The organism is Tepidiforma flava (assembly GCF_027594505.1).
Lineage (GTDB): Bacteria > Chloroflexota > Dehalococcoidia > Tepidiformales > Tepidiformaceae > Tepidiforma > Tepidiforma flava.
Genome location: NZ_CP115149.1, coordinates 299,586 through 320,707 on the forward strand (window position 1 = coordinate 299,586; position 21,122 = coordinate 320,707).

Sequence of the window (21,122 nt, forward strand, 5' to 3'; positions counted from 1 at the left end):
CGTGTCCTGGGGACGTCGAGGCGGCCGTAGGCGTCGAGACCGAGCCGGATGACCGGGGCGTCCGAGACGCCGATGGCGGGGATGGAGATGCCGGCAACGTCGACCGGGCCGGGCGGAGGCGGCGGGACGGGCTCGCCCGCATCGCGGCCGTACCGTTCGATGGCGCGGTCCCAGTCGGCGATGAAGCGGTCGTCGACGCGGGAGGGCAGGCCGGTGAGCGGGTCGCGGCCGATGTAACGCAGGGCCGGGGCGAACGGCGGAGGGTCGGCGGGGGCCTCCGCGGCGGCTGGCAGGGCAAGGGCGGCGATCAGCGCCGCGGCCGCGGCGAGAACGCTGCGGCGGCATCCTGTGCGCACGCCGCCAGTGTAGCGGCCCGGAGTGGTTCCCGGTATGGAGCCCGAATTGGCCCTGACGGGGTAACCTTTGGGCGGTACATTCGTTCTACGGTTTCGAAGGGCCGCAGTGGCCGCGGAGGTCGACGATGGCACGCACGAGCACCCATCAGCTCCCGTCCCGTGACGGGTTCGCGAAGGAATTCCCAGCGTAAGGGTCTACCTTTCGAGACGACGGCACAGCGCCGTACCGCGAAAGGTACGGCGCTTTTCTTTTCCCAACTCATCGATCCGTCTCAACAGTGACAGCTGACGCTGCGCGTCGGCTGGTTGGTCGTTTTCGTCACGTTCACTGCGTGTTTTTCCAGGAGGTGTCGACATGTTGCACCCGATGCTGGGCCATTCGGTGCAGGAAACTGCGTGGATCACCGGAAAACCGCTCGGCGCGGAGGTCGAGCGGCGGCCGGGGTTCGTCCACCGGGCAGCGCTCGCTGCGCTGCGGCGGGAACGCCGCCGGGAGGCGACCATCGCGGCTGAGGCTGCGGAGGCGCTCGCGGCGGCGCAGGCGGTGAAGCGAACCGCGCCGGGGCGCCCGGCTCCGGCCAGTGAGGAGCCCGCGGTGCGCGGGCAGGGCCGCTAAACGCCGGGGCTCCCCGAATTCGGGGAGCCCCGGTTCTTCGTCGCGAGCGGCGAGGCTGTCAGGCCTGGATGGCCTGTTCGAGCCGGCCGTTGATGTGCTTGCGAATGAAGGTCGCTTTCTGGAGGTCGGCGAGGTAGTTATCGACCTGGAGCTTGCGGAGGTCGCGGAGCTTGCGCTTGCCTTCTTCGATGTTGGCGACGCCGCCGCCGAGGAGGATGGCAAGGGGTTCGCTGACGGCGGGGTCGGCCCAGTCCTTCCCCATGCGGGACTCCGCCTTGTTGAAGTAGAGGTTCTGCTCGTCGCGGCGGTCGGGGAGCTTGAAGAGCATGTGCTTCATGCGCTCGATGTGGTAGTCGAGCATGCGTTTGCGGTCGCGGGCGACGAAGCGGTAGAGGTCGCGCTCGAGCTCGTTCTGGGCGAACTCGTCGCCGTGGGAGAAGAGCGTGTAGAGCATCGAGTCCTGGACGAAGAGGATGGCGGCGAGTTCGGGGAACGAGCGGGCTTCCTTCGCGACGCGGGAGTAGTCAGTCGGGGCCTGGAGGCCGAGGCCGCCGCCGTTGGCGAGCGCGCGCTTGCGGAATGCTTCGCTGTGGCGGGCGAGGTCGTAGATGATGGTGGAGAGGAAGAGCTTGAGCTCGAGGAAGCCGTAGGAGATCTCGGGCAGCCAGCCGGACCAGAGGGCGCCGGTGAAGTAGGCGCGCTCGGACTGTTCGGTCATGAACTGGCAGACGGCGCGCTCGAGGTCGTGGGGGAGCGGTTCGAGGCTGTTCCAGTTGAGGTCGGTGGCGGAGACCCAGCGATCGCGGATGGCCTCTTCGTAGAGGGGGACGCAGCAATCGGCCCAGACGAGGGCTTTTTCGAAGATGGTGTACCCCATGTCCTCGACGATGGGGTTGGGGTAGGAGCCGCGGGCGATTTCCGAGCGGTTGGTCCAGACGTCCGGGACGTCGCCGTAGGTGCCGATCATGAGGTCGGCGATGGTGAGGCCCATGGCGGGGTCGCTGGGGCGGGCGCGGATGCCCCACTCGGTGGGGACGTTCATCCAGGAGAGGTCGCGGGGGATGGCCGTCTGGCCGCCCTGGAGGAACTCTTTCGCGCGCTGGCCGTCGACGCCGGCGCGGAGGGCCTGCCAGATGACCTGGAGGGAGTGGCCCTTGGCGAGGGCGAGTTCGATGAGGCCGTCCTCCCAGCCGAGTTCGCGGGCTTTATCGCGGGCTTCCTGGGGATTTCGACTTTCGTGGCCTGGGCGGCGCGGGCGAGAGCCTCTCCGGTGGACATTGGGCAAGACTCCGTGGACGGGGGCTGGGGGCCGCAGGCGCGGCCGGGCGGGCGGACGAGGGCGGGACGGCGTCAGGCCGGGTCGAGGAACTGGGCCATCAGCGGCCCGAGGCGCTCGCGGCGGTCGCCGAGGCCGGCCACGGTGAGGCGGTGGACGTACTCGTTGATCTGGCGCTTGCGGAGGAGGAGGAATTTCTGGAGGCCTTCGTCGAACTTGTCGACGCCGCCGCCGAGGAGGATGCAGAGCGCTTCGAAGACGGGCGGGAAGGTGACATCGCCGGAACCGCCGCCGGCCGCGTCGCCCTCGGCCTTGTCGAGGTAGTGGTGGATCTCTTCGCGGCGCTCGGGCTCGGTATCGAGCACGTATTTGAGGTGCATGACGCCGAAAGCGAGGTGGCGGGATTCGTCCTGGCGCTCATGCGGAAGATGCGCTTGTCGGCTTCGGTCTGGCCGATGAGTTCGCCCATGCGGAACATGGACTGGACGAAGCCTTCGGCCTGGACGTGCATGAGGACGGACATCTCGGTGAAGTCGCGGGCCTCGATGAGGGTGCGGAGGCCGAGGCCGGCGCCCTGGGCGAGGAGGCCGCCGCCGTTGGCGAGGGCGCGCTTGCGGAAGACGTCGGTGTGGCGGGCCTCGTCCATGATCTGGGTCATGAGAAAGAGGCCGGCTTCGAAGTCCTGGGCGGAGACGAAGGGCATCCACTGGCCGGGGACGTCGCCGGCGATGAATTCGACTTCGGTGAGCATGGTGGCGAGCTGGCACATGGCGCGCTCGAGCTCATCGGGGAGGGGTTCGAGCGTATCCCGGGGATATCGCGGGCGGAGCTCCACTGGCGCTGGGTGGCCTCTTCGTAGAGCATGAGGCAGTTTTCGGCCCAGACGTCGGCCTTGGACTGGTAGTTCGGGCCGAAGCGCTGGGCGCCGGGGCGCGGGATGGCGCCGCGCATGCGGTAGGTCATATCGCCGGCGCCGCGGGCGGAATCGGCGTAGCGGCCGAGGTTGATTTCCTTGAGGGTGAGGCCTTTCTTCCCGGGCTCGGCGGAGGCGGCGTCCTCGTAGAGGTCGAGCCAGGAGAGGTCGAGGCTGGATTCGGTCGCGGGATTGGCTGCCATGGGGGACTCCCGGGGCCGGCGTCTATGTCCGCGATAGCCTACATCTTGGCGATGGGGTTTGGAAGGCAGGAGGCTACCGCGGGGTAAATTTGGGCGAAGCGAAGGTTCGAAACCTCCCGGGCGCAGCGCGGCGGTCACCTCTTTTCTCCGGGACCGGCGCGGCCGATACCTGTGGTAGACACCGGGAGGACACGAACATGTCACGGATGGAGAAGGCCTGTCCTTTTACGGCGGCAACGCGCGCGAGCCATTGCGAGCGCTGCTGGACGGCGCACGGCGGCGTGCCGCCCTGCGTGGCGGCATACCTGGGCGGGAGCCCTGCGGGGAAGGCGTCGTCCGGCTGGACCTGCTGGAGCGGCGGCCGAGCCGGAAGGCGGCCTGAGCGGCTACACGGCCGGAGGCTCGAGGCCGGCGCGGGCGCGGAGGACCTGCTCCGCTTCGTCGGCCCAGGCGAGGAAGGCTTCGACGAAGGCGATGCCGGCCCTGAGGGTAAGGTAGGGCCCGAGGAAGCCGGGAGGGACAGCGACCGGGTCGGCCCCTTCGAAGGCGGCCTCGATGGCGCGGTAGGCGGCGAGCCGCTCCTCCTGCTGGCGGCGGTGGGCCGCGAGCGCGGCAAGGGCGGCTGCGGGTTCGACGAGGCCGTAGCTCCAGACTTTGACGAGGAATTCGTCCTTGGTGAGGGTGAGCGGGGAGGGGGTGACAACCCAGGCGGTCAGTTCGTCGAGGCCGCGCGGGGTGAGCGCGTAGACGCGCTTATCGGGTTTGCCAGTCTGCTGGACGGCGCGGCCGGCGACGAGGCCTTCGGATTCGAGGCGGGCGAGTTCGGGGTAGATTTGCTGCGCGCGGGCGTGCCAGAAGTAGCCGACCGACTGTTCGAAGCGTCGGGTGATTTCGTAGCCGGAAAGGTCGCCCCGGTGAGGAGCCCGAGGATGGCGAATCGGAGCGACATCAGGCGCAGTTTGGGCGGTGTGGCAGCGATGCGCCAGCGGAATTTCCCGGGAGGGCGGCGCGTGCCATGATCGTGGCGCCATGCCGAAACAGGTCAAGAACGTAGCCAGCGACGACTATTTGACGGCGATTTACCGGATGAGCCACGACGAGGGACAGGACGTGATCGCGGTGCGGCTCGCGGACCGGCTGGAGATCACCCCGCCGTCGGTGGCGGGGATGCTGAAGCGGCTGACGCGCGACGGGCTCGTGCACATCGACGCGAAGAAGGTGATCCACCTGACGCCGGAGGGGTTTCGGCGGGCGGAGCAGATGGTGCGACGACACCGCCTGGCGGAGTGCCTGTTGACGGACGTGCTGAAGGTGGACTGGTGGCGGGCCTACGAGGAGGCGCACCTGCTGGAGCACGGCATCTCGGATATCACGGAGCGGAACCTGTACGAGATGCTGGGGCGGCCGCAGAAGAGCCCGTTCGGCTACCCGATCCCGGGGCCGGGCGCGCCGCGGAAGCTCTCCATGGTGACCCTCGGGGACCTGAAGGAAGGGCAGCAGGCGGAGATCGACCGAGTGTACGAAGAGGATGAGCAGCTGCTCCAGTTCTTCGACGAAGAGGGCATCCGGCCGGGGGTGAAGGTGGTGGTGGAAGAGGTCGCGCCCTACCGTGGGACGATCACGGTGCGGGTGGGCGAGCGGCGGGTCGTCCTCGGGACGCCGGTGGCGAACAAGATCTGGGTGGTGCCGCCGGGACGGGGAACCGGGGCCGAAACACGGCAGTAACGCTTCACCCCGGGGCAGATCCCGCCGACAACCTCTACGTGGAACCGTTGCATCTGCGGGACTCGCGGGGGCCGATGCGGGTCCTCGTGGTGGAGGACGACCCCGCGCTCGGGCGGCTCATCCAGCTGGTGCTGGCGCAGCACTTTTCGGAGGTGCGGCTGGCGAAGTCGGGCGCCGAGGCGGTCGCGGAGCTGACGGCCGGGCATTTCGATGCCGTGGCGTCGGATATCAGCCTGCCCGACATGTCGGGGCTCGATGTCATCGCCCAGGCGCGGAAGCTGGCGCCGGCGGCCGGCATCGTGGCGATCACCGGATTCGTGGACGTCGATACGGCGGTGCGGTCGATGAAGGCGGGGGCGGACGACTTCCTCGGGAAGCCGTTCGATGCGGAGATCCTGTGGCATGTGCTGAACAAGGCGGCGGACAACCGGGCGCGGCACATTGCGGCCGAGCAGGCGGCGGTGTACCGGCAGCTGGCGTACACCGACGCGCTGACGGGGTGCCCGAACCGCCGGTTCATCGACGAGTTCCTCGCCGATGCGGTGTTCCAGTGCGCGGAAGCTCGAGCGGCCGCTGTCGGTGGCGTACCTCGACATCGACAATTTCAAGCTGCTGAACGACTTCGTCGGGCACGAGGAAGGCGACCGGGTGCTGCAGCGGGTGGTGCGGGCGCTTTCGTCGCACATCGAGCCGCCGGCGCAGTTCGGCCGGTTCGGCGGCGACGAGTTCGTGGTCGTGCTGCCGGGGCTCAGCGAGGAGCGGGCGCGGCGGCTGATGGAGAAGGTGCGCCGCGCGATCGGGCAGATCGAAGTGGTCAACGGGGCGCGGGTCACGCTCCCGACCCGGATTTCGGTCGGGGTCGCGGCGCTGCGGGAGGGCCAGTCGCCGCGGGACCTCGTGGCGGAGGCGGAGGACGCGATGTACCTCGACAAGGCAGTGACGCCGGGGATGGTGACCGCTGCGATGGAGCGGGCGCTCACGCGGGACGAGGCGCTGCTGAAGGCGGGGAACGTGAAGGCGCTGCGGAACCTCGTGAAGGCGATCGACCGGCGGGATTCGTACACCCGGTTCCACAGCGACCATGCGACGCAGCTGGCGATCCGGCTGGGCAGCGACCTCGGGCTGGGCGAAGAGATGATGCAGGCGCTCGCCATCGGGGGCCGATCCACGACCTCGGGAAGATCGTGGTGCCGGACGAGATCCTGCGGAAGCCGGGGCCGCTGACCATGGAGGAGCGGCGGGCGATGGAGGAACACCCGGTGATGGGGGCGGCGATCACGGCGGCGGTCACGGACCTCGATTCGGTGGTGAACCTCGTGCGGCACCACCACGAGCGGTACGACGGGGAGGGGTACCCGGGGCGGCTCAAGGGCCCGGAAGTGCCGCTGGCAACCCGGCTGTTCAGCATCGCGGACGCGTATTCGGCGATGACGACGGACCGGCCGTACCGGAAGGGGCTGACGCTGGAGATGGCGGCGGAGGAGATCCTGCGCGGGCGGGGCACGCAATTCGACCCCGAGCTCGCCGAGGCGTTCGTGCGGATGATCGAGCGGTCGGCGGGGGACGCGGCGCAGGGGCAGGCGGCATGACGCGCGCGGTGCAGGCGGGCGCCTGGGCGATGGTGGCCTGGTGTCTGTTCGAGCTGGGCGCGCGGGCGGCGCTGGGGATGCTGGCGGGGGATGGGCGGCGGCGGGGGCCGGGGCGGCGGCCGGCGCGGTCATCGCAGCCTCCCGGCGGCGGGGCTGAAGGCGGCGGCGCGAGGGGCTACACTCCCCGGCGTGCCGGCGGACGGCCGGCGCGAGGGGGTGCTCACGATGGCGCGACTGCCGTTCATGTCCCGGGAAGCGCTTCCCGAGGAGCTGCGGTACGTCTGGGACCGGAACGCCGTGGGGCGGGAGGTGCCGAATATCTTCCGGGTGATGGCGAACAACCCGGAGACGTGGCGGGCGTACCTGCGGCTGGGCAACGGACTCTGGAACCACTGCGGGCTGGACGTTGCGACGCGGGAGCTGGTCATCCTGCGGACCGCGATCCTGCACCACAGCCAGTACGAGTGGCACCAGCACGTGCGCATCGGGCGGCAGGCAGGGCTCAGCGACGAGAAGATCGTGGCGCTGCACCACTGGAGGGCGAGCCCGCTGTTCAGCGAGACCGAACGGGCGATCCTCGAGTACGTGGATGCCGTGAACGCCTCGGGGCACCCGGCGCAAGAGGTGCACGACCGGCTGGCGGCGCTGGTGCCGGCCGGAACGGTCGTCGGCGTGAACTTGCTGACGGGCTTCTACGGGATGACGGCGCGCTTCCTCGCGGCGATGGAGGTCGAGCTGGAAGAACCCTTCGTGGGCTGGCGGCTGCACGGCTAACCGAACGTTCGCGAAACGGGGAGCACGCTGGCGGCGCGGCTGGCTGCGCCGCGGAGGTAGCGCGATGACCATGGTCGACATCGAAACGTCGGTCGGCCCGGAGCGGCCCGGGGGCCAGGGCTCGACCTGCACCAGGAAGAGTCGGGGAACCTCGCCATTCACAAGCTGTTGACGACGGAGGACGGTCGCGCCTGGACGGACTTCGTCGCGACGGCGCGGCAGGGGCGGGACGGCACCTGGTGGTACGAGGCGTGGGCGCTCCGGGGATGGTCCGGTGGGTGCGGCGGTATGCCCCGGGCGGCGGGTACGAGTACGAGGTCGTCGAGGTCATCGGCGAGAACCCGCTGGAGCGGCAGGACTACCGGGCGCTGGCCACGTACGAAGAGGAGATGGCGGCGGCCGGCAACCCGGCGGACGTGCAGCAGGCGTACATCGAGCCGGAGCGGCTGACCTACCCGTACGCGTACGAGCGGATTTCGCAGCTGTTCGACAGCCCGAACGCGCCGGACCTCATCGTCAACCCGAAGAGCTACACCTACGGGCGCCAGCCGGGCCAGCACGGTGCGCTCGACGTCGTCCAGTCGCGGTCGCCGCTGGTGTTTTCGGGGCCTGGCGTGAAGCGGGGAGCGATGGTCGATGCGCCGGCGAAGCAGGTGGATATCGCGCCGACGATTGCGCACCTGATGGGCTTCCCGCTCATCGACGGGAAGGACATCACGGGGCGGACCTCGAGCGAACGCGGGAATGGGCCGGACGTCTACCTGAAGCGGCAGGACGGGCGGGTGCTGCACGAAGTGCTGGACGAAAGCGCTGGCCGGCCGGAGCGGGTGTACCTCATCCTGCTGGACGGGCAATCGCACACGGAGCTGCGGTACCGGCTCGAGCAGGAGCCGGGGGCGATCCCGAACCTGCGGCGGCTGATCGAGCGCGGGTGCATGCTGCAGTACGGGAGCATCACGAACTTCCCGAGCATCACCTGGCCGAGCCACAACGCCATCGGGACGGGGACGTGGAGCGGCCACCACGACATCGTGAACCCGACGTACTACCTGCGGGCCGAGCGCCGGCTGGTGTCGCCGCAGGGCGAGCAGTTCGAGACGGGCAAGTACCTGAACGGCGATGTCGAGACGCTGTACGAGGCGTTCAAGCGGGTGTTCGGGCCGGGGGTGTTCACGGCGTCGATCAACGAGCCGTGCACGCGCGGGGCCGACCACGCCTCGCTGGAGCGGCGGCTGGTGGGCGACCGCGGCCGGCTCATCGCGCTGACGAAGGAGACGGAGCACGAGATCAGCCCGCGCTGGTTCGAGGAGCTCGAGGAGGAAGGGCACAAGCTGCAAGGGCAAATCGACAACCGGGCGCTGGCGCAGGCGCGGCTGCTGTTTCTCGACGAGAGCCACCCGGCGCCGGTGTTCGTGTTCCACGAGTTCGCCCAGCCGGACAGCTCGGCGCACGACTACGGCCCGCACCACGAGGGTGCGCGGGCGGCGCTGGACGAGACGGACCGGCGGATCGGCCACCTCCTGCGGACGCTCGAAGAACGGGGGCTGTTCGAGACCACGCTGTTCATCGTCACGACGGACCACGGGATGGCGACGCAGAACGTCGAGCTGCGGGCGAACCCCTCGCGCATCCCGCAGCGGGACGGGATGGCCGCCGTCACCGCAGAGCCGTGCATCTACCTGCGCGACCTGCGCGTCGAGGTCGAGGTGACGCATGACGGCCGGTCGGCGCGGTTCGCGGTGATGGACAACGACGCGGACGAGCATGGCGTGTATCCGCCGGTCGCGGGCGCCGAGGTCGTCGTGACGGACCGGAAAGACGGCCTCGTGGCGCGCGTGCGGACGGACGAGAACGGGCTCGCGGCGTGCGCGGTGCCGGCGGAGCTGGAGCCGCGGGAGCTGCTGGCGGCCGTCCACGCTGAGGGGTTCAACCCGCGGCACTTGCGGCTGGACGGTTCGAGCGTGTGCATCGACTTGCGCGAGGTGCTCTACGGAGCCGGTGAGGGCCAACGCGCGGCCGATGGTACGATAACGCCGTGGCATTCACGGTCGAAGACGTCCAGGACCTGATCCGGCTGCTCGCGGAGCGGCCGGAATGGCGCGCCCAGCTGCGTCCGCTCATCCTGGGCGACGAATTCGACCGCCTCCCGCGCATCGTCGAGGAGCTCGCCGAAGCCCAGCGCCGCACGGAACAGCGCGTCGAAGAGCTCGCCGAAGCCCAGCGCCGCACGGAACAGCGTGTCGAAGAGCTCGCCGAAGCCCAGCGCCGTACGGAACAGCGCGTCGAAGAGCTCACCGTGCGGATGGACCAGCTCACGGAGCGCATGGACCGGGTCGAGGCGCAGATTGCCGACCTCGTTCGGGCGACGGAGGCCCTGCGCGGGGAGACCGAGCGGGCGCATCGCCGGCTGGACGCGGAGCTGGGCTACCTGTACGAGATGCGCTTCGAACGGCGTGCGCCGTCGCTGTTCGGCGCCTGGCTGCGGAAGCCGCGCGTCATTTCACTCAGCGACCTCGACCTGGTCGATCAGGCGGAGGATGCCGGCGTGTTGACCGAACGGGACATGGCCGAACTCCGGGCGCTCGACTTGCTGGTCGAAGGCCAGGACCGGGCGGACCCCGAGCGGCGGCCGGTCCTGCTGGCCGTCGAGGTGTCGCGGACCATCGAGGCGCGCGACGTGGAGCGAGCCCTGGCCCGGGCGAAGATCCTCGAACGGGCAGGCTACCGCGCGCCCGGCGGTCGGCGGCCGGCAGGTGGACGACCGGGTGAAGCTGCTGGCGGACGAGGCGGGGGTGCTGGTGCGGACGGCGGAGATCGAGGCGGCGTGACTGGCCGCTTGCCTCACCTTCACGTGCACGGTAGATAAGACAGTTGCGTTCGCAGCCGGGACCGCGCGGCGGCCCGGACTCTTGGTTTCCGGAAAGGCACAGGGTTGCACGACTATTCCAAGGTTCTCCCGCAGGCAACGCCGGAGACCCAGCCCTACTGGGATGGGTTGAAGGAAGGCAAGCTGATGCTCCAGCGCAACAAGCAGACGGGCCGGGCGTACTTCCCGCCGCGGCCCTTCGACCCGCGCGACCCGTTCGCGGAGGTGGAGTGGTTCGAGGCGAGCGGCAAGGGCCGTCTCCTCAGCTACGTCATCAGTCACCGGCCGCCCCCGGGCTTCGAAGCGCCCTTCGCGATCGCCGTGGTCGAGACGGACGAGGGCATCAAGATGATGACGAACATCATCGATTGCCCGCAGACGCCCGAGGCGCTGCAGCTGGATATGCGGCTGGAGCTGGCGCCGACGAAGGTGAACGACGAGATCACGCTGCCGACGTGGCGGCCGGCGAAGGAGGGCTAGGATGCCGAAGCCAGGAAGTGTCGCGATCGTCGGGGCGGCGGAGCTGGTATCGCCGGAGGGCCGGTTCCCGGAGCTGTCGCAGCTGGGGCTGCATGCGAAGGCGGCCATCATGGCGATGAAGGAGGCCGGGCTGAAGCCGTCGGACATCGACGGGGTGGCCTGCGCGGGCGCGAGCCCGACGGAGGTGGCGTTCTACCTCGGCATCACGCCGACGTACGTCGACGGGACGGCGGTGGGCGGCTGCTCGTTCATGATCCACGTGCGGCATGCGGTGGCCGCGATCGAGTCCGGGCTGGCGAAGACGGTGCTCATCACGCACGGCGAAAGCGGGCGGTCGGGCATCGGGCGGGGCGGTTTCGGGTTCGCGCGGCAGTCGCTGAATGCGCAGTTTGAGGGCTGGACCGGCCCCATGGGCCCGCCGACGATGTTCACCGTGCCGGTGCTCCGGTACATGAAGACGTACGGGGTGACGGAAGAGCACCTCGCGATGGTGGCGGTGGTGCAGCGCGAATACGCGGCCCGGAACCCGAACGCGATGATGAAGGACCCGATCACCATCGAGGACGTGCTGAACTCGCGGATGATCGCGTACCCGTTCCGGCTGCTGATGTGCTGCCTGGTGACGGACGGGGTGGCGCGCTGATCCTGACCTCGGCGGACCGGGCGAAGGATTTCCCGACGAAGCCGGTGTACGTGCTGGGCACGGGCGAAAGCGTGGAGACGCCGATGGTGAGCCAGATGGAGGACTTCACCAGCTCGCGGGCGTTCCGGGTGGCGGGGCCGCGGGCCTTCCAGAAGCCGGCATCACGCACGACGACGTCGACCACCTGATGATTTATGACGCGTTCGCCCACCTGCCGCTCTACGGGCTGGAGGACCTCGGGTTCGTGGGCCGCGGCGAAGCGGCGCAGTTCATCTGGGAAGGAAACACCCGGGCGAACGGCAAGCTGCCGCTGAACACGAACGGCGGCGGCCTGAGCTACACGCATTCGGGGATGTACGGGATGTACGCCCTGCAGGAGAGCGTGCGGCAGTGCCGGGGCACGGCGCCGGCGCAGATCCCGGGCGTCAAGGTCAGCGTGGCGCACGGTGTCGGCGGGATGTTCGCCGCCTCCGGCACGGTGGTGCTTTCGAACGAGCGGCCGTAAGGTTCGCTGACGACGACCAGGTGCGATGCGAGGCGGGCCGGGCTGGCCCGCCTCCTTCGCGCACGAAGGAGGAGCAGGATGCCGCTCGTCATCGGGCTGGCGGGGACGATCGCCGCCGGGAAATCGACCGTCGCGCAGCTGCTGGTGGAGCGCGGGGCGCAGCACTGCGACGCCGACAAGCTGGTCCACCGCCTGTACGACCCGGGCACGCCGGGGTTCGCGCGCGTGGTGGAGGCGTTCGGCGAGGAGATCATCGGGCCGGACGGGTACATCGACCGAAAGGTGCTCGGCGCGAAGGTGTTCGGCAAGCCGGCGGAGATGAACAAGCTCACCCGCGCGATCGGCTCGATTACCGAGGCGGTGAAGGGCGTCATCGACGGCTGGCGTGCGGAGCTGGGCGACGATGCGGTGTGCGTGATGGAGGCGGTGAACCTGATGGAGCCGGGGTATGCGCGCTGGTGCGACCAGACGTGGCTCATCGGCGTCGATGACGACATCGCGCGGCGGCGGCTCATCGAAACGCGGGGGATGTCGGAAGAGGAGGCGAACCAGCGGCTGGCGAGCATGGTGCCGCTGGCGGTCCGCGCACCGGGCGCGGACTGGGTGTACCGGAACAACGGGACGCTGGAGGAGCTGCGGGCCGCGGTGTACGGTGAGCTGGACCGGCTGCTGGCGAAGCGGGCGGCGGGCGAGCCGCTGGAGTCGAAGTTCCCGGCATGGTGGGCGGCGTTCCTCGAGCAGAACCGGGAGCGGCTGAAGCAGACGGGCGTGACCATCCCGGAGCGCGCGGACGCGCCCTGACCGGGGGCGCGATAGCGGCCGAGGGAGCGCTCCGGTAGCATCTCGGCGCACACCATTCGCACCGAGGAGAGAAGCACATGGCTGACGAAGGCTTCGAGTTCCCGGTCGACCGCACGCAGGTGATGCTGTTCGCGCGGTCGCTCCCGGACATCCGGCCGGAGTACTGGGATCCGAACGACCCGGCGACGAAGGCGGTCGGCGGGATTACGGTGCCGCCGACGTTCGTGCAGTGCAGCGCGCACTGGCAGCCGGACTACCCGCTGGACCTGACGCGGCCGCGGAAGGAGCCGCGGCAGCCGCGGCCGGAGGGCCAGGGCGGCGGCGGGCTGGGGCGCGGCCTGCACGCGGAGCAGCACTACGAATACCACCACCCGATTTATGTCGGGGATACGCTCACGGTGACGACGCGGCCCGGGCGGCGCTGGGAGAAGGAAGGCCGCCGCGGCGGAAGCTCCAGTTCTCGGAGACGATTACCGAGTACCGGAACCAGGACGGCGTGCTCTGCGTGACGGCGATCAGCGTCGGCGTGCAGACCGAGAAGGCTGTGGAGCAGTAGGAGGCGCGGGATGGCACTGCAGGTTGGCGATACGCGCGAGCAGGTGGTGATCGAGAAGATCAACCGGACGCACATCGTGAAGTACGCGGGCGCGAGCGGCGACTTCAACCCGATCCACCACGACGAAATCTTCGCGAAGGAAGTGGCGGGCTACCCTCGGTGTTCGCCCACGGGATGCTGTCGATGGGGCTGACCGGGCGGGCGCTTACGGACTGGCTCGGCGTCACGGCGCTGAAGCGGTACGGCGTGCGGTTCACGCGGCAGGTCTGGCCGGGGGACACGCTGACGGCGAAGTTCGAAGTCACGAAGGTCGAAGACGGCCTCGCGACGATCAAAGTCGTGACCGTGAACCAGAACGGCGAGACGGTCATCGAGGGCGAAGCAATCGCGAAGGCGGACGCCGTCTAGCGGTTCGGCGGTTCGCGAACGAATCACGCGAGAGGGCCGGCGCGGCTGCGCGCCGGCCCTCGTTTCGCGCCCGGGCCAGGATGACGGTATCAGTCGCCGAGGCGGGGCGCCGGCGTCGCCGGGTGGACGCCGGGGCCGAGGACGCGGCCGTCGCGTTCGCTGCGGAGGCGCTCGACGACGGCGCCGAGCGGGACGGAGCCGTGGTCGCCCTCGCCGCGGACGCGGAGGGAGACGGCGCGGGCCTCGGCTTCGCGGTCGCCGACGATGAGCATGTAGGGCACCTTCATGAGCTGGGCGTCGCGGATCTTGGCGTTCATCCGCTCGTTGCGGTCGTCGACCTCGACGCGGAGGCGGTGGGCGCGGAGGGCAGCGGCGACGTCGCGGGCGTAGGCGTGGTGGCGGTCGGCGATGGGGATGACGACGGCCTGGGTGGGCGCGAGCCAGAGCGGGAAGTTGCCTTCGTATTCTTCGATGAGGAGGGCGACCATCCGCTCCATGGTGGAGATGATGCCGCGGTGGACGATGATGGGCTGGCGGCGGGAGCCATCTTCGCCGATGTATTCGAGGCCGAACTGGCGCGGGAAGTGGAAGTCGACCTGGATGGTGGCGAGGGTCTCTTCTTTGCCCTGGGCGGTCATGAACTGGACGTCGATCTTGGGGCCGTAGAAGGCGGCTTCGCCCTTCGCGGGGAAGTAATCGAGACCGAGGCGGTCGAGGACGCGGCGGAGCAGGGCTTCGCCCTTTTCCCACATCTCGGGGTTGTCGACGTATTTCTCCTTGTCGTCCGGGTCGCCGAGGGAGAGGCGGTAGCGGTAGTTCTGGAGGCCGAGGACGCCGTAGGCGTGCTCCATGAGCTGGAGAACGCCTTCGACTTCGGCTTCGACCATCTCGGGGCCGGTGCAGAAGATGTGGGCGTCGTTGAGGGTCATGATGCGGACCCGGCTCATGCCGGTGACCTGGCCGCTCTTCTCCCAGCGGTGCATGTTGCCGAACTCGGCGATGCGGATGGGGAATTCGCGGTAGGAGTGGAGTTCGGAGGCGAAGACCATGATGTGGGACGGGCAGTTCATGGGGCGGAGGACGTACTCCTCGCCCTCGCGCTCCATGACGGGGTACATGGCGTCGTGGAAGTGGTCCCAGTGGCCGGACTTTACGTAGAGCTGGCGCTTGGAGACGTTGGGGGTGACGACGTGGCGGTAGCCGCGGTCGAGCTCGAGGTCTTCCATCCAGCGCTGGAGCTCGCGGCGGATGGTGGCGCCGTTGGGGAGCCAGACGACGTGGCCGGGGCCGGTCTCGTCGAAGAGTTCGAAGATTTTGAGCTCTTTGCCGATGCGGCGGTGGTCGCGGCGGCGGGCTTCTTCGAGCTGGCGCTGGTATTCGTCGAGTTCTTCTTCGGTTTCGAAGAGGGCGCCGTAGACGCGCTGGAGCTGGGGGTTCTTTTCGGAGCCGCGCCAGTAGGCGCCGGCGACGGAGGTGAGCTTGAAGGCGCCGATTTCACCGGTGTGGTTGACGTGGCCGCCCTTGCAGAGGTCGGTGAAGCTGCCGTGGGTGCACTGGGTGATGGCGCCATCCTCGAGGTCGCGGAGGAGGTCGAGCTTGAAGGGCTGGTTCTTCCAGCGTTCGAGGGCTTCATCGCGGGAGATGCTGGCCATCTGGAAGGGGAGTTTGCGGGCGACGCTCTCGCGCATGCGGTTTTCGAGCCAGGCGAGGTCCTCGGGAGTGAGGGAGCGCGGGAGGCGGAAGTCGTAGTAGAAGCCGGTATCGATGGGCGGGCCGATGCCGAGTTCGGCATCAGGGAAGAGCTCGAGCATGGCCTCGGCGAGGACGTGGGCAGCGGAGTGGCGCATGCGGGCGAGGCGCTCCTCCTTGGGGAGGGCGGCGAGGTCGACGCGGGATTCGATGGGGGTAGCCACGGGGCAGGTGAACCTCCGGCGGGGTGTGGCGCGCCGCGGTGCCGGGACGAGCGGCGCGCTCGTGGTTCCACCCGGCTTCTCCGCGCGGAGGCACGGACTCGTTGGGGGCCGATAACGGGGCCTTCCGCGCTGCCTTATCGCCCGGGGGCGCTTCGGCGCGGGCTCGCGGGTGGTGTTCGCCCGCCTGGCGCCGCGCTTTCAGCCGGTGGCGCGGCTCTCTGGTGGTGGCGGCGGGCTACTCGTCCCGGTCGACGCCTTTGGCTGGCGGCTGGCGAGCCGCCGTCGGGTTGTCGAGGGAGAGTATAGCACCGGGCTGCGCGGGGCTTGCGTTTGGCCGTTCACTTGCTATGATGGAAAAGGCGTATTCTGCCCTGCGCAAGACCACGATTCCCGAGAGGGAGAGAGGAAGCGACGAACTGAGCATGTCGGACGATGTCCTGGCCGATTCGACGATCACGAGCGACGACTCGGTGCTCGATGGCGTGCTGAGCCGCCTGTCTTCGTACGAAGACGGGGAGGCCGCCGACGAGGACCTGGCGGGGCTCGGCCCTGAAGTCGAGGAGGAGAGCCCGCTCGACGAGGAGGAGGACGAGGAGGCGAGCATCGCGCTGCTGACCGAGGAGTCGGAAGGGATCGACGACCCGGTCCGGATGTACCTGCGCGAAATCGGGAAGGTCTATCTGCTGACGGCCGATGACGAGAAGCACCTGGCCCGGCAGATGGAGCACGGCCTGCACATCGAAGAGATCGAGAAGGAGTACGTCCAGAATTACGGACACCCGCCCTCTGCAGGCCGGATTGCGGTGCGGCTGCTGGAGCAGTGGGCCGCGCTGCTGCCGGTGTACAAGGAGGCGAAGCGGTTCGTCGACGAGTTCGACAAGTTCGTGAAGCCGGGCCCGGACGGCGAGATGACGGTGGTGCGGAAGTGGCGCGACCCGAACGGGCGGAAGCTGAAGAACCTGAGCTACAGCGAGGTCATCGGCGACCCCCAGTTCCGCGGGCTCGTCGACGGGGAGATCGACCCGGACTTCAAGCAGCACATCGTCAACAAGCTGAAGATTTCGGATGAGGACGCGCACCAGCGGATCGTGAAGCTGTCGATCGTGACGGCGGTGCTGACGCCGGAGCTCGTCCGGGAGATGGGCGAGGAGGCCGGGGGCGAGGAGCACCTCGTGCCGCCGGCGGACGACCTGATCGAGAAGCTGGCGCCGCTCGAGGAGAAGCTCCGGTACCACTTCGACACCATCAAGCGGAACGGGCAGAAGGCGCAGCGGCGGCTGACGGAGGCGAACCTCCGGCTCGTCGTCTCGGTGGCGAAGAAGTACATCGGCCGCGGGATGTCGCTGCTGGACCTCATCCAGGAAGGGAACATCGGCCTCATCCGGGCGGTGGAGAAGTTCGACTACCGGAAGGGCTTCAAGTTCTCGACCTACGCGACGTGGTGGATCCGGCAGGCGATCACCCGGGCAATTGCCGACCAGGCACGGACGATCCGGATCCCGGTCCACATGGTGGAGACGATCAACAAGCTCGTGCGGGTGAGCCGGCGGCTCGTGCAGGAGTACGGCCGGGAGCCGACGAGCGAGGAAATCGCGCGCGGCATGAGCGAATCGGGGAAGGGCGATGCGGCGCTCTTCACGCCGGAGCGCATCCGCGAAATCCAGAAGGTGTCGCAGGAGCCGGTCTCGCTGGAGACGCCGATCGGCGAAGAGGAGGACAGCCACCTCGGCGACTTCCTCGAAGACCCGAGCGCGCTGGCGCCGGCAGAGGCCGCGAGCCAGCAGCTGCTCCGCGAGCAGGTCGAGGACGTGCTGGCGAGCCTCACGGCGCGGGAGCGCCGGGTGCTGCAGCTGCGGTTCGGGCTGGAGGACGGCCGGAGCCGGACGCTGGAGGAGGTCGGCCGGGAGTTCGGCGTGACGCGCGAACGGATCCGGCAGATCGAAGCGAAGGCGCTGCGGAAGCTGCGCCACCCGAGCCGCTCGAAGAAGCTGCGCGACTACCTCGACTGAGCCGCGGCAACACGCAGCGAACGACGCCGGCCCCGGGACCCGGGGCCGGCGTCGTTCGCTGCCGGCCGGTTCGACCGTTCAGGGCGGAAGGCGGAGAATCGGCGGCATGGCCGAACCGCGCGTGGTCTCGACAGAGCTGGTGTACCGGGGGCGGCTGTTCGATGTCGAGCTGGCGACGCTGGAGATGGACGGCGGGGTCGTCGCGCGGCGAGAGACGATCCGCCACCCGGGGGCGGTCTGCATGGTGCCGGTGCTGGCGGACGGTTCGCTGCTGCTGGTGACGCAGTACCGGCACGCAGCCGGGCGGCGGCTGCTGGAGCTGCCCGCGGGGACGCTCGAGCCGGGCGAGGCGCCGGAGGCGGCGGTGGCGCGGGAGCTGCAGGAGGAGGTGGGGCACATCCCGGGGCGGGTGGTGCCGATGGGCGGGTTCTACGTGGCGCCGGGGTACACGAGCGAGTACCTCCACCTGTTCGCCTGCCTCGAACTGGCGGAATCGCGGCTGTCGGCGGACGAGGACGAGGACATCGAGGTGGAGCGGCGGACGCTGGCGGAGGCGGTGGCGGCGGTGGAGCGCGGGGAGATCTGCGACGCGAAGTCGGTGATTGGCGTGCTGCGCTGGGCGCGAATGGTCGAATCATCGAATCGGTAGGTGGGCGAAGGTTCTATAGCAGGCATGTATGAGCGCTGATTGAACGCGCGGGGGCCGGTCGTAGGATGCGCGGGGAACTGCGGCAGGCGGCCGGTGCGGGGGTTCGCCGGGTCCGGTCCTGTCCGCCCGGGAGACCAGCCTGAGCCGGGCGGGCGACGTCCAAGGAGGGGGCATGCTCTCAGGGACACGGGCGCGCGGCGTGCAGCCGTTGCGGCAGCGGCGCGTGAGGCCGCGGATCTGGATCCCGGACTTCTACGGCTCGGCAGTCGGCAAGAAGGCGGTGATGGCGGTCACCGGCATCGTGCTGCTCGGCTTCGTGCTGGTGCACATGCTGGGGAACCTGCACCTCTACGAAGGCGCCGAAAAGATGAACTGGTACGGGGAGTACCTGCGGGAGATCGGCGAGCCGATCCTGCCGCGGACGGGGCTCCTCTGGATCGTGCGGAGCGTGCTCATCCTGGCGTTTGCACTGCACATCCACGCGGCCTATTCGCTGACGGTGATGAACCGGCAATCGCGGAAGACGAAGTACCAGGGCGGGCGGGATTACATCGCGGCGAACTACGCGGCCCGGACGATGCGGTGGAGCGGGGTCATCGTCGGCCTGTTCGTCATTTACCACCTGATGGACCTGACCTGGGGCATGGGCGGGGCGGACTTCACGAAGGGCGAGCCGTACCAGAACGTGGTGGCGAGCCTTTCCCGCTGGCCGATTGCGGGCGTCTACATCGTGGCGAACCTGCTGCTGGGGATGCACATCTATCACGGCGCGTGGAGCCTGTTCCAGTCGCTGGGCTGGTCGCACCCGCGGTTCAATCACTGGCGGCGGGTGTTCGCGGCGGCGTTCGCGGCCATCATCGTCATCGGCAACGTGTCGTTCCCGATTGCCGTGCTGACAGGCATCGTGGAGTAGGGGAAGGCCATGCTGGACGCGAAGATTCCCGCTGGGCACATCTCGGAGAAGTGGAGCAACGCGAAGTTCGAGACGAAGCTGGTCGCCCCGCAAAACCGGCGGAAGTTCGAGATCATCGTGGTGGGGACGGGGCTGGCTGGCTCCTCGGCGGCGGCGACGCTGGGCGAGATGGGCTACAACGTGAAGGTGTTCTGCTTCCGGGACAGCCCGCGGCGGGCCCACTCGATCGCGGCGCAGGGCGGCATCAACGCGGCGAAGAACTACAAGAACGACGGCGACTCTGTCTTCCGGTTGTTCTACGACACGATCAAGGGCGGCGACTACCGGGCGCGCGAGGCGAACGTCTACCGGCTGGCGGAGATCAGCGTTCAGATCATCGACCAGTGCGTGGCACAAGGGGTGCCGTTCGCGCGGGAGTACGGCGGGCTGCTGGACAACCGGTCGTTCGGCGGCGCGCAGGTGGCGCGGACGTTCTACGCGCGCGGCCAGACGGGGCAGCAGCTGCTGCTGGGCGCGTACCAGGCGCTTTCGCGCCAGATCGAGGCGGGCACGGTGAAGATGTACCCGCGGACGGAGATGCTGGACCTGGTCGTGGAGAACGGCCGGGCGGTCGGCATCATCACGCGGGACCTGGTGACGGGGAGATCCAGCGGCACGCGGGCCACGCGGTGGTGCTGGCGACGGGCGGCTACGGGAACGTCTTCTACCTTTCGACGAACGCAAAGGGGAGCAACGTGACGGCCGCGTGGCGGGCGCACAAGAAGGGCGCCTACTTCGCGAACCCGTGCTTCACGCAGATTCACCCGACGTGCATCCCGGTCAGCGGCGACTACCAGTCGAAGCTGACGCTGATGAGCGAGTCGCTGCGCAACGACGGCCGGATCTGGGTGCCGAAGAACCCGAACGACACGCGGCCGCCGAACCAGATCCCGGAGGAGGAGCGGGACTACTACCTCGAGCGGATGTATCCCTCGTTCGCGAACCTCGTGCCGCGCGATGTGGCGTCGCGGGCGGCGAAGCGGATGGTGGATGCGGGCTACGGCGTCGGGCCGCTGAAGAACGGGGTGTACCTCGACTTCAAGACGGCGATCGAGCGGCTCGGCCGGTCGGTCATCGAGCAGCGGTACGGGAACCTGTTCGATATGTACGAGAACATCGCCGGGGAGAACCCATACGAGGTGCCGATGCGCATCTACCCGGCGGTGCACTACACGATGGGCGGCCTCTGGGTCGATTACAACCTGATGTCGAACCTGCCGGGGCTGTTCGTGCTGGGCGAAGCGAACTTCAGCGACCACGGCGCGAACCGGCTTGGCGCGTCGGCGCTGATGCAGGGGCTGGCGGACGGCTACTTCATCCTGCCGACGACCATCGCCGGGGACCTCGCGCCGCAGCTGAACACGCCGGTGCCCTCGACGGATTCGCCTGCCTTCCGGGAGGCGGAGGAGGGGGTTCGGGAGCAGATCAACCGTCTCCTCAGCATCAAGGGCAGCCGCTCGGTGGATTCGTTCCACCGGGAGCTGGGCAAGCTGATGTGGGACTACTGCGGCATGGCGCGGAACGCGGAGGGGCTGAAGCATGCCCGCCAGCGGATCGCCGAGCTGCGGGAGGAGTTCTGGAAGGACGTGAAGGTGCTGGGCGAGGGCGAGAGCCTGAACCAGTCGCTGGAGAAGGCCGGCCGGGTGGCGGACTTCTTCGAGCTCGCAGAGCTGATGTGCCAGGACGCGCTGCACCGGGAGGAATCGTGCGGCGGGCACTTCCGGGAGGAGTACCAGACGCCGGACGGCGAGGCGCAGCGCGATGACGAGCACTTCGCATACGTGGCCGCGTGGGAGTACTGCGGCCCGGGCAAGGACGCGAAGCTCCACAAGGAAGACCTGGTATTCGAGTACGTGCACCCGACGCAGAGGAGCTACAAATGAGCACG

Annotated in this window: 20 protein-coding genes and 5 pseudogenes; 20 read left to right on the plus strand and 5 right to left on the minus strand. The window is 69.0% G+C overall.

Going from position 1 to position 21,122, the window contains the following annotated elements:
* The first annotated feature begins 48 nt into the window (after nt 1–48).
* Nucleotides 49–237, plus strand: coding sequence for a hypothetical protein (locus O0235_RS02020; protein WP_270058103.1), 189 nt, complete (start codon nt 49–51; stop codon nt 235–237).
* Nucleotides 238–711: 474 nt separating this feature from the next.
* Nucleotides 712–972 (plus strand): hypothetical protein, encoded by a 261-nt coding sequence (locus O0235_RS02025; protein ID WP_270056896.1) that lies wholly within the window; start codon nt 712–714, stop codon nt 970–972.
* Nucleotides 973–1,030: 58 nt separating this feature from the next.
* On the opposite strand, the gene O0235_RS02030 is transcribed toward O0235_RS02025, so the two are convergent.
* The 4 genes from O0235_RS02030 to O0235_RS02045 form a co-directional block, all read right to left on the minus strand.
* Nucleotides 1,031–2,257 carry a hypothetical protein gene (locus O0235_RS02030; RefSeq protein ID WP_270056897.1) on the minus strand — a complete coding sequence of 409 codons (1,227 nt, stop codon included), beginning with the start codon at nt 2,255–2,257 and terminating at the stop codon, nt 1,031–1,033.
* A gap of 65 nt (nt 2,258–2,322) precedes the next feature.
* Nucleotides 2,323–2,628, minus strand: coding sequence for a hypothetical protein (locus tag O0235_RS02035; protein ID WP_270056898.1), 306 nt, complete (start codon nt 2,626–2,628; stop codon nt 2,323–2,325).
* A 274-nt stretch (nt 2,629–2,902) separates the two neighbouring features.
* A complete protein-coding gene (locus O0235_RS02040) occupies nt 2,903–3,364 on the minus strand; it encodes a hypothetical protein (protein ID WP_270056899.1) in 462 nt (153 codons plus the stop codon).
* Nucleotides 3,365–3,750: 386 nt separating this feature from the next.
* Nucleotides 3,751–4,395 (minus strand): PadR family transcriptional regulator, encoded by a 645-nt coding sequence (locus O0235_RS02045; RefSeq protein ID WP_270056900.1) that lies wholly within the window; start codon nt 4,393–4,395, stop codon nt 3,751–3,753.
* On the opposite strand from O0235_RS02045, the gene O0235_RS02050 reads away from it, so the two are divergent.
* The 13 genes and pseudogenes from O0235_RS02050 (at nt 4,394) to O0235_RS02120 (ending at nt 13,711) form a co-directional block, all read left to right on the plus strand.
* Entirely contained in the window at nt 4,394–5,089 is a 696-nt protein-coding gene (locus tag O0235_RS02050; protein WP_270056901.1) for a metal-dependent transcriptional regulator, read from the plus strand. The genes O0235_RS02045 and O0235_RS02050 overlap by 2 nt on opposite strands.
* Before the next feature lie 74 nt (nt 5,090–5,163).
* Nucleotides 5,164–5,433, plus strand: a pseudogene (locus O0235_RS15440) (response regulator); the annotation flags it as partial.
* 193 nt (nt 5,434–5,626) lie between these two features.
* Entirely contained in the window at nt 5,627–6,313 is a 687-nt protein-coding gene (locus O0235_RS02060) for a GGDEF domain-containing protein (protein ID WP_270056903.1), read from the plus strand.
* A pseudogene (locus O0235_RS02065) lies at nt 6,307–6,678 on the plus strand (HD-GYP domain-containing protein); the annotation flags it as partial. The gene O0235_RS02060 and the pseudogene O0235_RS02065, both read left to right, overlap by 7 nt.
* Nucleotides 6,679–6,867: 189 nt before the next feature.
* The gene (locus O0235_RS02070) at nt 6,868–7,452 is read left to right on the plus strand and encodes a carboxymuconolactone decarboxylase family protein (protein WP_270056905.1); all 585 of its coding nucleotides are present in this window, start codon (nt 6,868–6,870) and stop codon (nt 7,450–7,452) included.
* Nucleotides 7,453–7,730: 278 nt separating this feature from the next.
* Nucleotides 7,731–9,521 carry an alkaline phosphatase family protein gene (locus O0235_RS02075; RefSeq protein ID WP_270056906.1) on the plus strand — a complete coding sequence of 597 codons (1,791 nt, stop codon included), beginning with the start codon at nt 7,731–7,733 and terminating at the stop codon, nt 9,519–9,521.
* On the plus strand, nt 9,488–10,318 hold the full coding sequence (locus O0235_RS02080; RefSeq protein ID WP_270056907.1) for a hypothetical protein: 831 nt from the start codon (nt 9,488–9,490) through the stop codon (nt 10,316–10,318). Before O0235_RS02075 ends, O0235_RS02080 begins: the two co-directional genes overlap by 34 nt.
* Before the next feature lie 66 nt (nt 10,319–10,384).
* Nucleotides 10,385–10,798: a Zn-ribbon domain-containing OB-fold protein gene (locus O0235_RS02085; protein WP_373324357.1), complete on the plus strand. Its 414-nt coding sequence runs from the start codon at nt 10,385–10,387 to the stop codon at nt 10,796–10,798.
* Nucleotide 10,799: 1 nt separating this feature from the next.
* Nucleotides 10,800–11,946, plus strand: a pseudogene (locus O0235_RS15445) (thiolase C-terminal domain-containing protein).
* A 78-nt stretch (nt 11,947–12,024) separates the two neighbouring features.
* Entirely contained in the window at nt 12,025–12,747 is a 723-nt protein-coding gene (gene coaE / locus O0235_RS02105) for a dephospho-CoA kinase (RefSeq protein ID WP_270056911.1), read from the plus strand.
* 77 nt (nt 12,748–12,824) lie between these two features.
* Nucleotides 12,825–13,256 carry an FAS1-like dehydratase domain-containing protein gene (locus O0235_RS02110; RefSeq protein ID WP_270056912.1) on the plus strand — a complete coding sequence of 144 codons (432 nt, stop codon included), beginning with the start codon at nt 12,825–12,827 and terminating at the stop codon, nt 13,254–13,256.
* Nucleotides 13,257–13,313: 57 nt separating this feature from the next.
* Entirely contained in the window at nt 13,314–13,496 is a 183-nt protein-coding gene (locus tag O0235_RS02115) for a MaoC/PaaZ C-terminal domain-containing protein (protein WP_270056913.1), read from the plus strand.
* Nucleotides 13,487–13,711: a MaoC family dehydratase gene (locus tag O0235_RS02120; protein WP_270056914.1), complete on the plus strand. Its 225-nt coding sequence runs from the start codon at nt 13,487–13,489 to the stop codon at nt 13,709–13,711. The genes O0235_RS02115 and O0235_RS02120 overlap by 10 nt, the downstream gene beginning before the upstream one ends.
* Nucleotides 13,712–13,800: 89 nt before the next feature.
* On the opposite strand, the gene thrS is transcribed toward O0235_RS02120, so the two are convergent.
* Nucleotides 13,801–15,624 (minus strand): threonine--tRNA ligase, encoded by a 1,824-nt coding sequence (gene thrS, locus O0235_RS02125; protein WP_270056915.1) that lies wholly within the window; start codon nt 15,622–15,624, stop codon nt 13,801–13,803.
* Nucleotides 15,625–16,274: 650 nt separating this feature from the next.
* Here thrS and O0235_RS15450 point away from each other — a divergent pair.
* The 5 genes and pseudogenes from O0235_RS15450 to O0235_RS02155 all read left to right on the plus strand — a co-directional run.
* A pseudogene (locus O0235_RS15450) lies at nt 16,275–16,346 on the plus strand (sigma-70 factor domain-containing protein); the annotation flags it as partial.
* A gap of 75 nt (nt 16,347–16,421) precedes the next feature.
* Nucleotides 16,422–17,633, plus strand: a complete 1,212-nt coding sequence (gene rpoD, locus O0235_RS15020) for an RNA polymerase sigma factor RpoD (RefSeq protein WP_373324410.1) — start codon at nt 16,422–16,424, stop codon at nt 17,631–17,633.
* A 106-nt stretch (nt 17,634–17,739) separates the two neighbouring features.
* The gene (locus O0235_RS02140; protein WP_270056916.1) at nt 17,740–18,282 is read left to right on the plus strand and encodes an NUDIX hydrolase; all 543 of its coding nucleotides are present in this window, start codon (nt 17,740–17,742) and stop codon (nt 18,280–18,282) included.
* Between the two features lie 223 nt (nt 18,283–18,505).
* The gene (locus tag O0235_RS02145) at nt 18,506–19,195 is read left to right on the plus strand and encodes a succinate dehydrogenase cytochrome b subunit (protein WP_270056917.1); all 690 of its coding nucleotides are present in this window, start codon (nt 18,506–18,508) and stop codon (nt 19,193–19,195) included.
* A 9-nt stretch (nt 19,196–19,204) separates the two neighbouring features.
* Nucleotides 19,205–21,117, plus strand: a pseudogene (locus O0235_RS02155) (fumarate reductase/succinate dehydrogenase flavoprotein subunit).
* Nucleotides 21,118–21,122 lie beyond the last annotated feature (5 nt).

What these genes read in the sequence shown, in the direction of transcription:
- O0235_RS02060 (WP_270056903.1), top strand. Translation starts at nt 5,627, where the DNA reads ATGCGGTGTTCCAGTGCGCGGAAGCTCGAGCGGCCGCTGTCGGTGGCG.
- O0235_RS02025 (WP_270056896.1), top strand. Translation starts at nt 712, where the DNA reads ATGTTGCACCCGATGCTGGGCCATTCGGTGCAGGAAACTGCGTGGATC.
- O0235_RS02140 (WP_270056916.1), top strand. Translation starts at nt 17,740, where the DNA reads ATGGCCGAACCGCGCGTGGTCTCGACAGAGCTGGTGTACCGGGGGCGG.
- O0235_RS02020 (WP_270058103.1), top strand. Translation starts at nt 49, where the DNA reads ATGACCGGGGCGTCCGAGACGCCGATGGCGGGGATGGAGATGCCGGCA.
- O0235_RS02115 (WP_270056913.1), top strand. Translation starts at nt 13,314, where the DNA reads ATGGCACTGCAGGTTGGCGATACGCGCGAGCAGGTGGTGATCGAGAAG.
- coaE (WP_270056911.1), top strand. Translation starts at nt 12,025, where the DNA reads ATGCCGCTCGTCATCGGGCTGGCGGGGACGATCGCCGCCGGGAAATCG.
- O0235_RS02040 (WP_270056899.1), bottom strand. Translation starts at nt 3,364, where the DNA reads ATGGCAGCCAATCCCGCGACCGAATCCAGCCTCGACCTCTCCTGGCTC.
- O0235_RS02050 (WP_270056901.1), top strand. Translation starts at nt 4,394, where the DNA reads ATGCCGAAACAGGTCAAGAACGTAGCCAGCGACGACTATTTGACGGCG.
- O0235_RS02035 (WP_270056898.1), bottom strand. Translation starts at nt 2,628, where the DNA reads ATGCACCTCAAATACGTGCTCGATACCGAGCCCGAGCGCCGCGAAGAG.
- O0235_RS02045 (WP_270056900.1), bottom strand. Translation starts at nt 4,395, where the DNA reads ATGGCGCCACGATCATGGCACGCGCCGCCCTCCCGGGAAATTCCGCTG.
- O0235_RS02120 (WP_270056914.1), top strand. Translation starts at nt 13,487, where the DNA reads ATGGGGCTGACCGGGCGGGCGCTTACGGACTGGCTCGGCGTCACGGCG.
- O0235_RS02110 (WP_270056912.1), top strand. Translation starts at nt 12,825, where the DNA reads ATGGCTGACGAAGGCTTCGAGTTCCCGGTCGACCGCACGCAGGTGATG.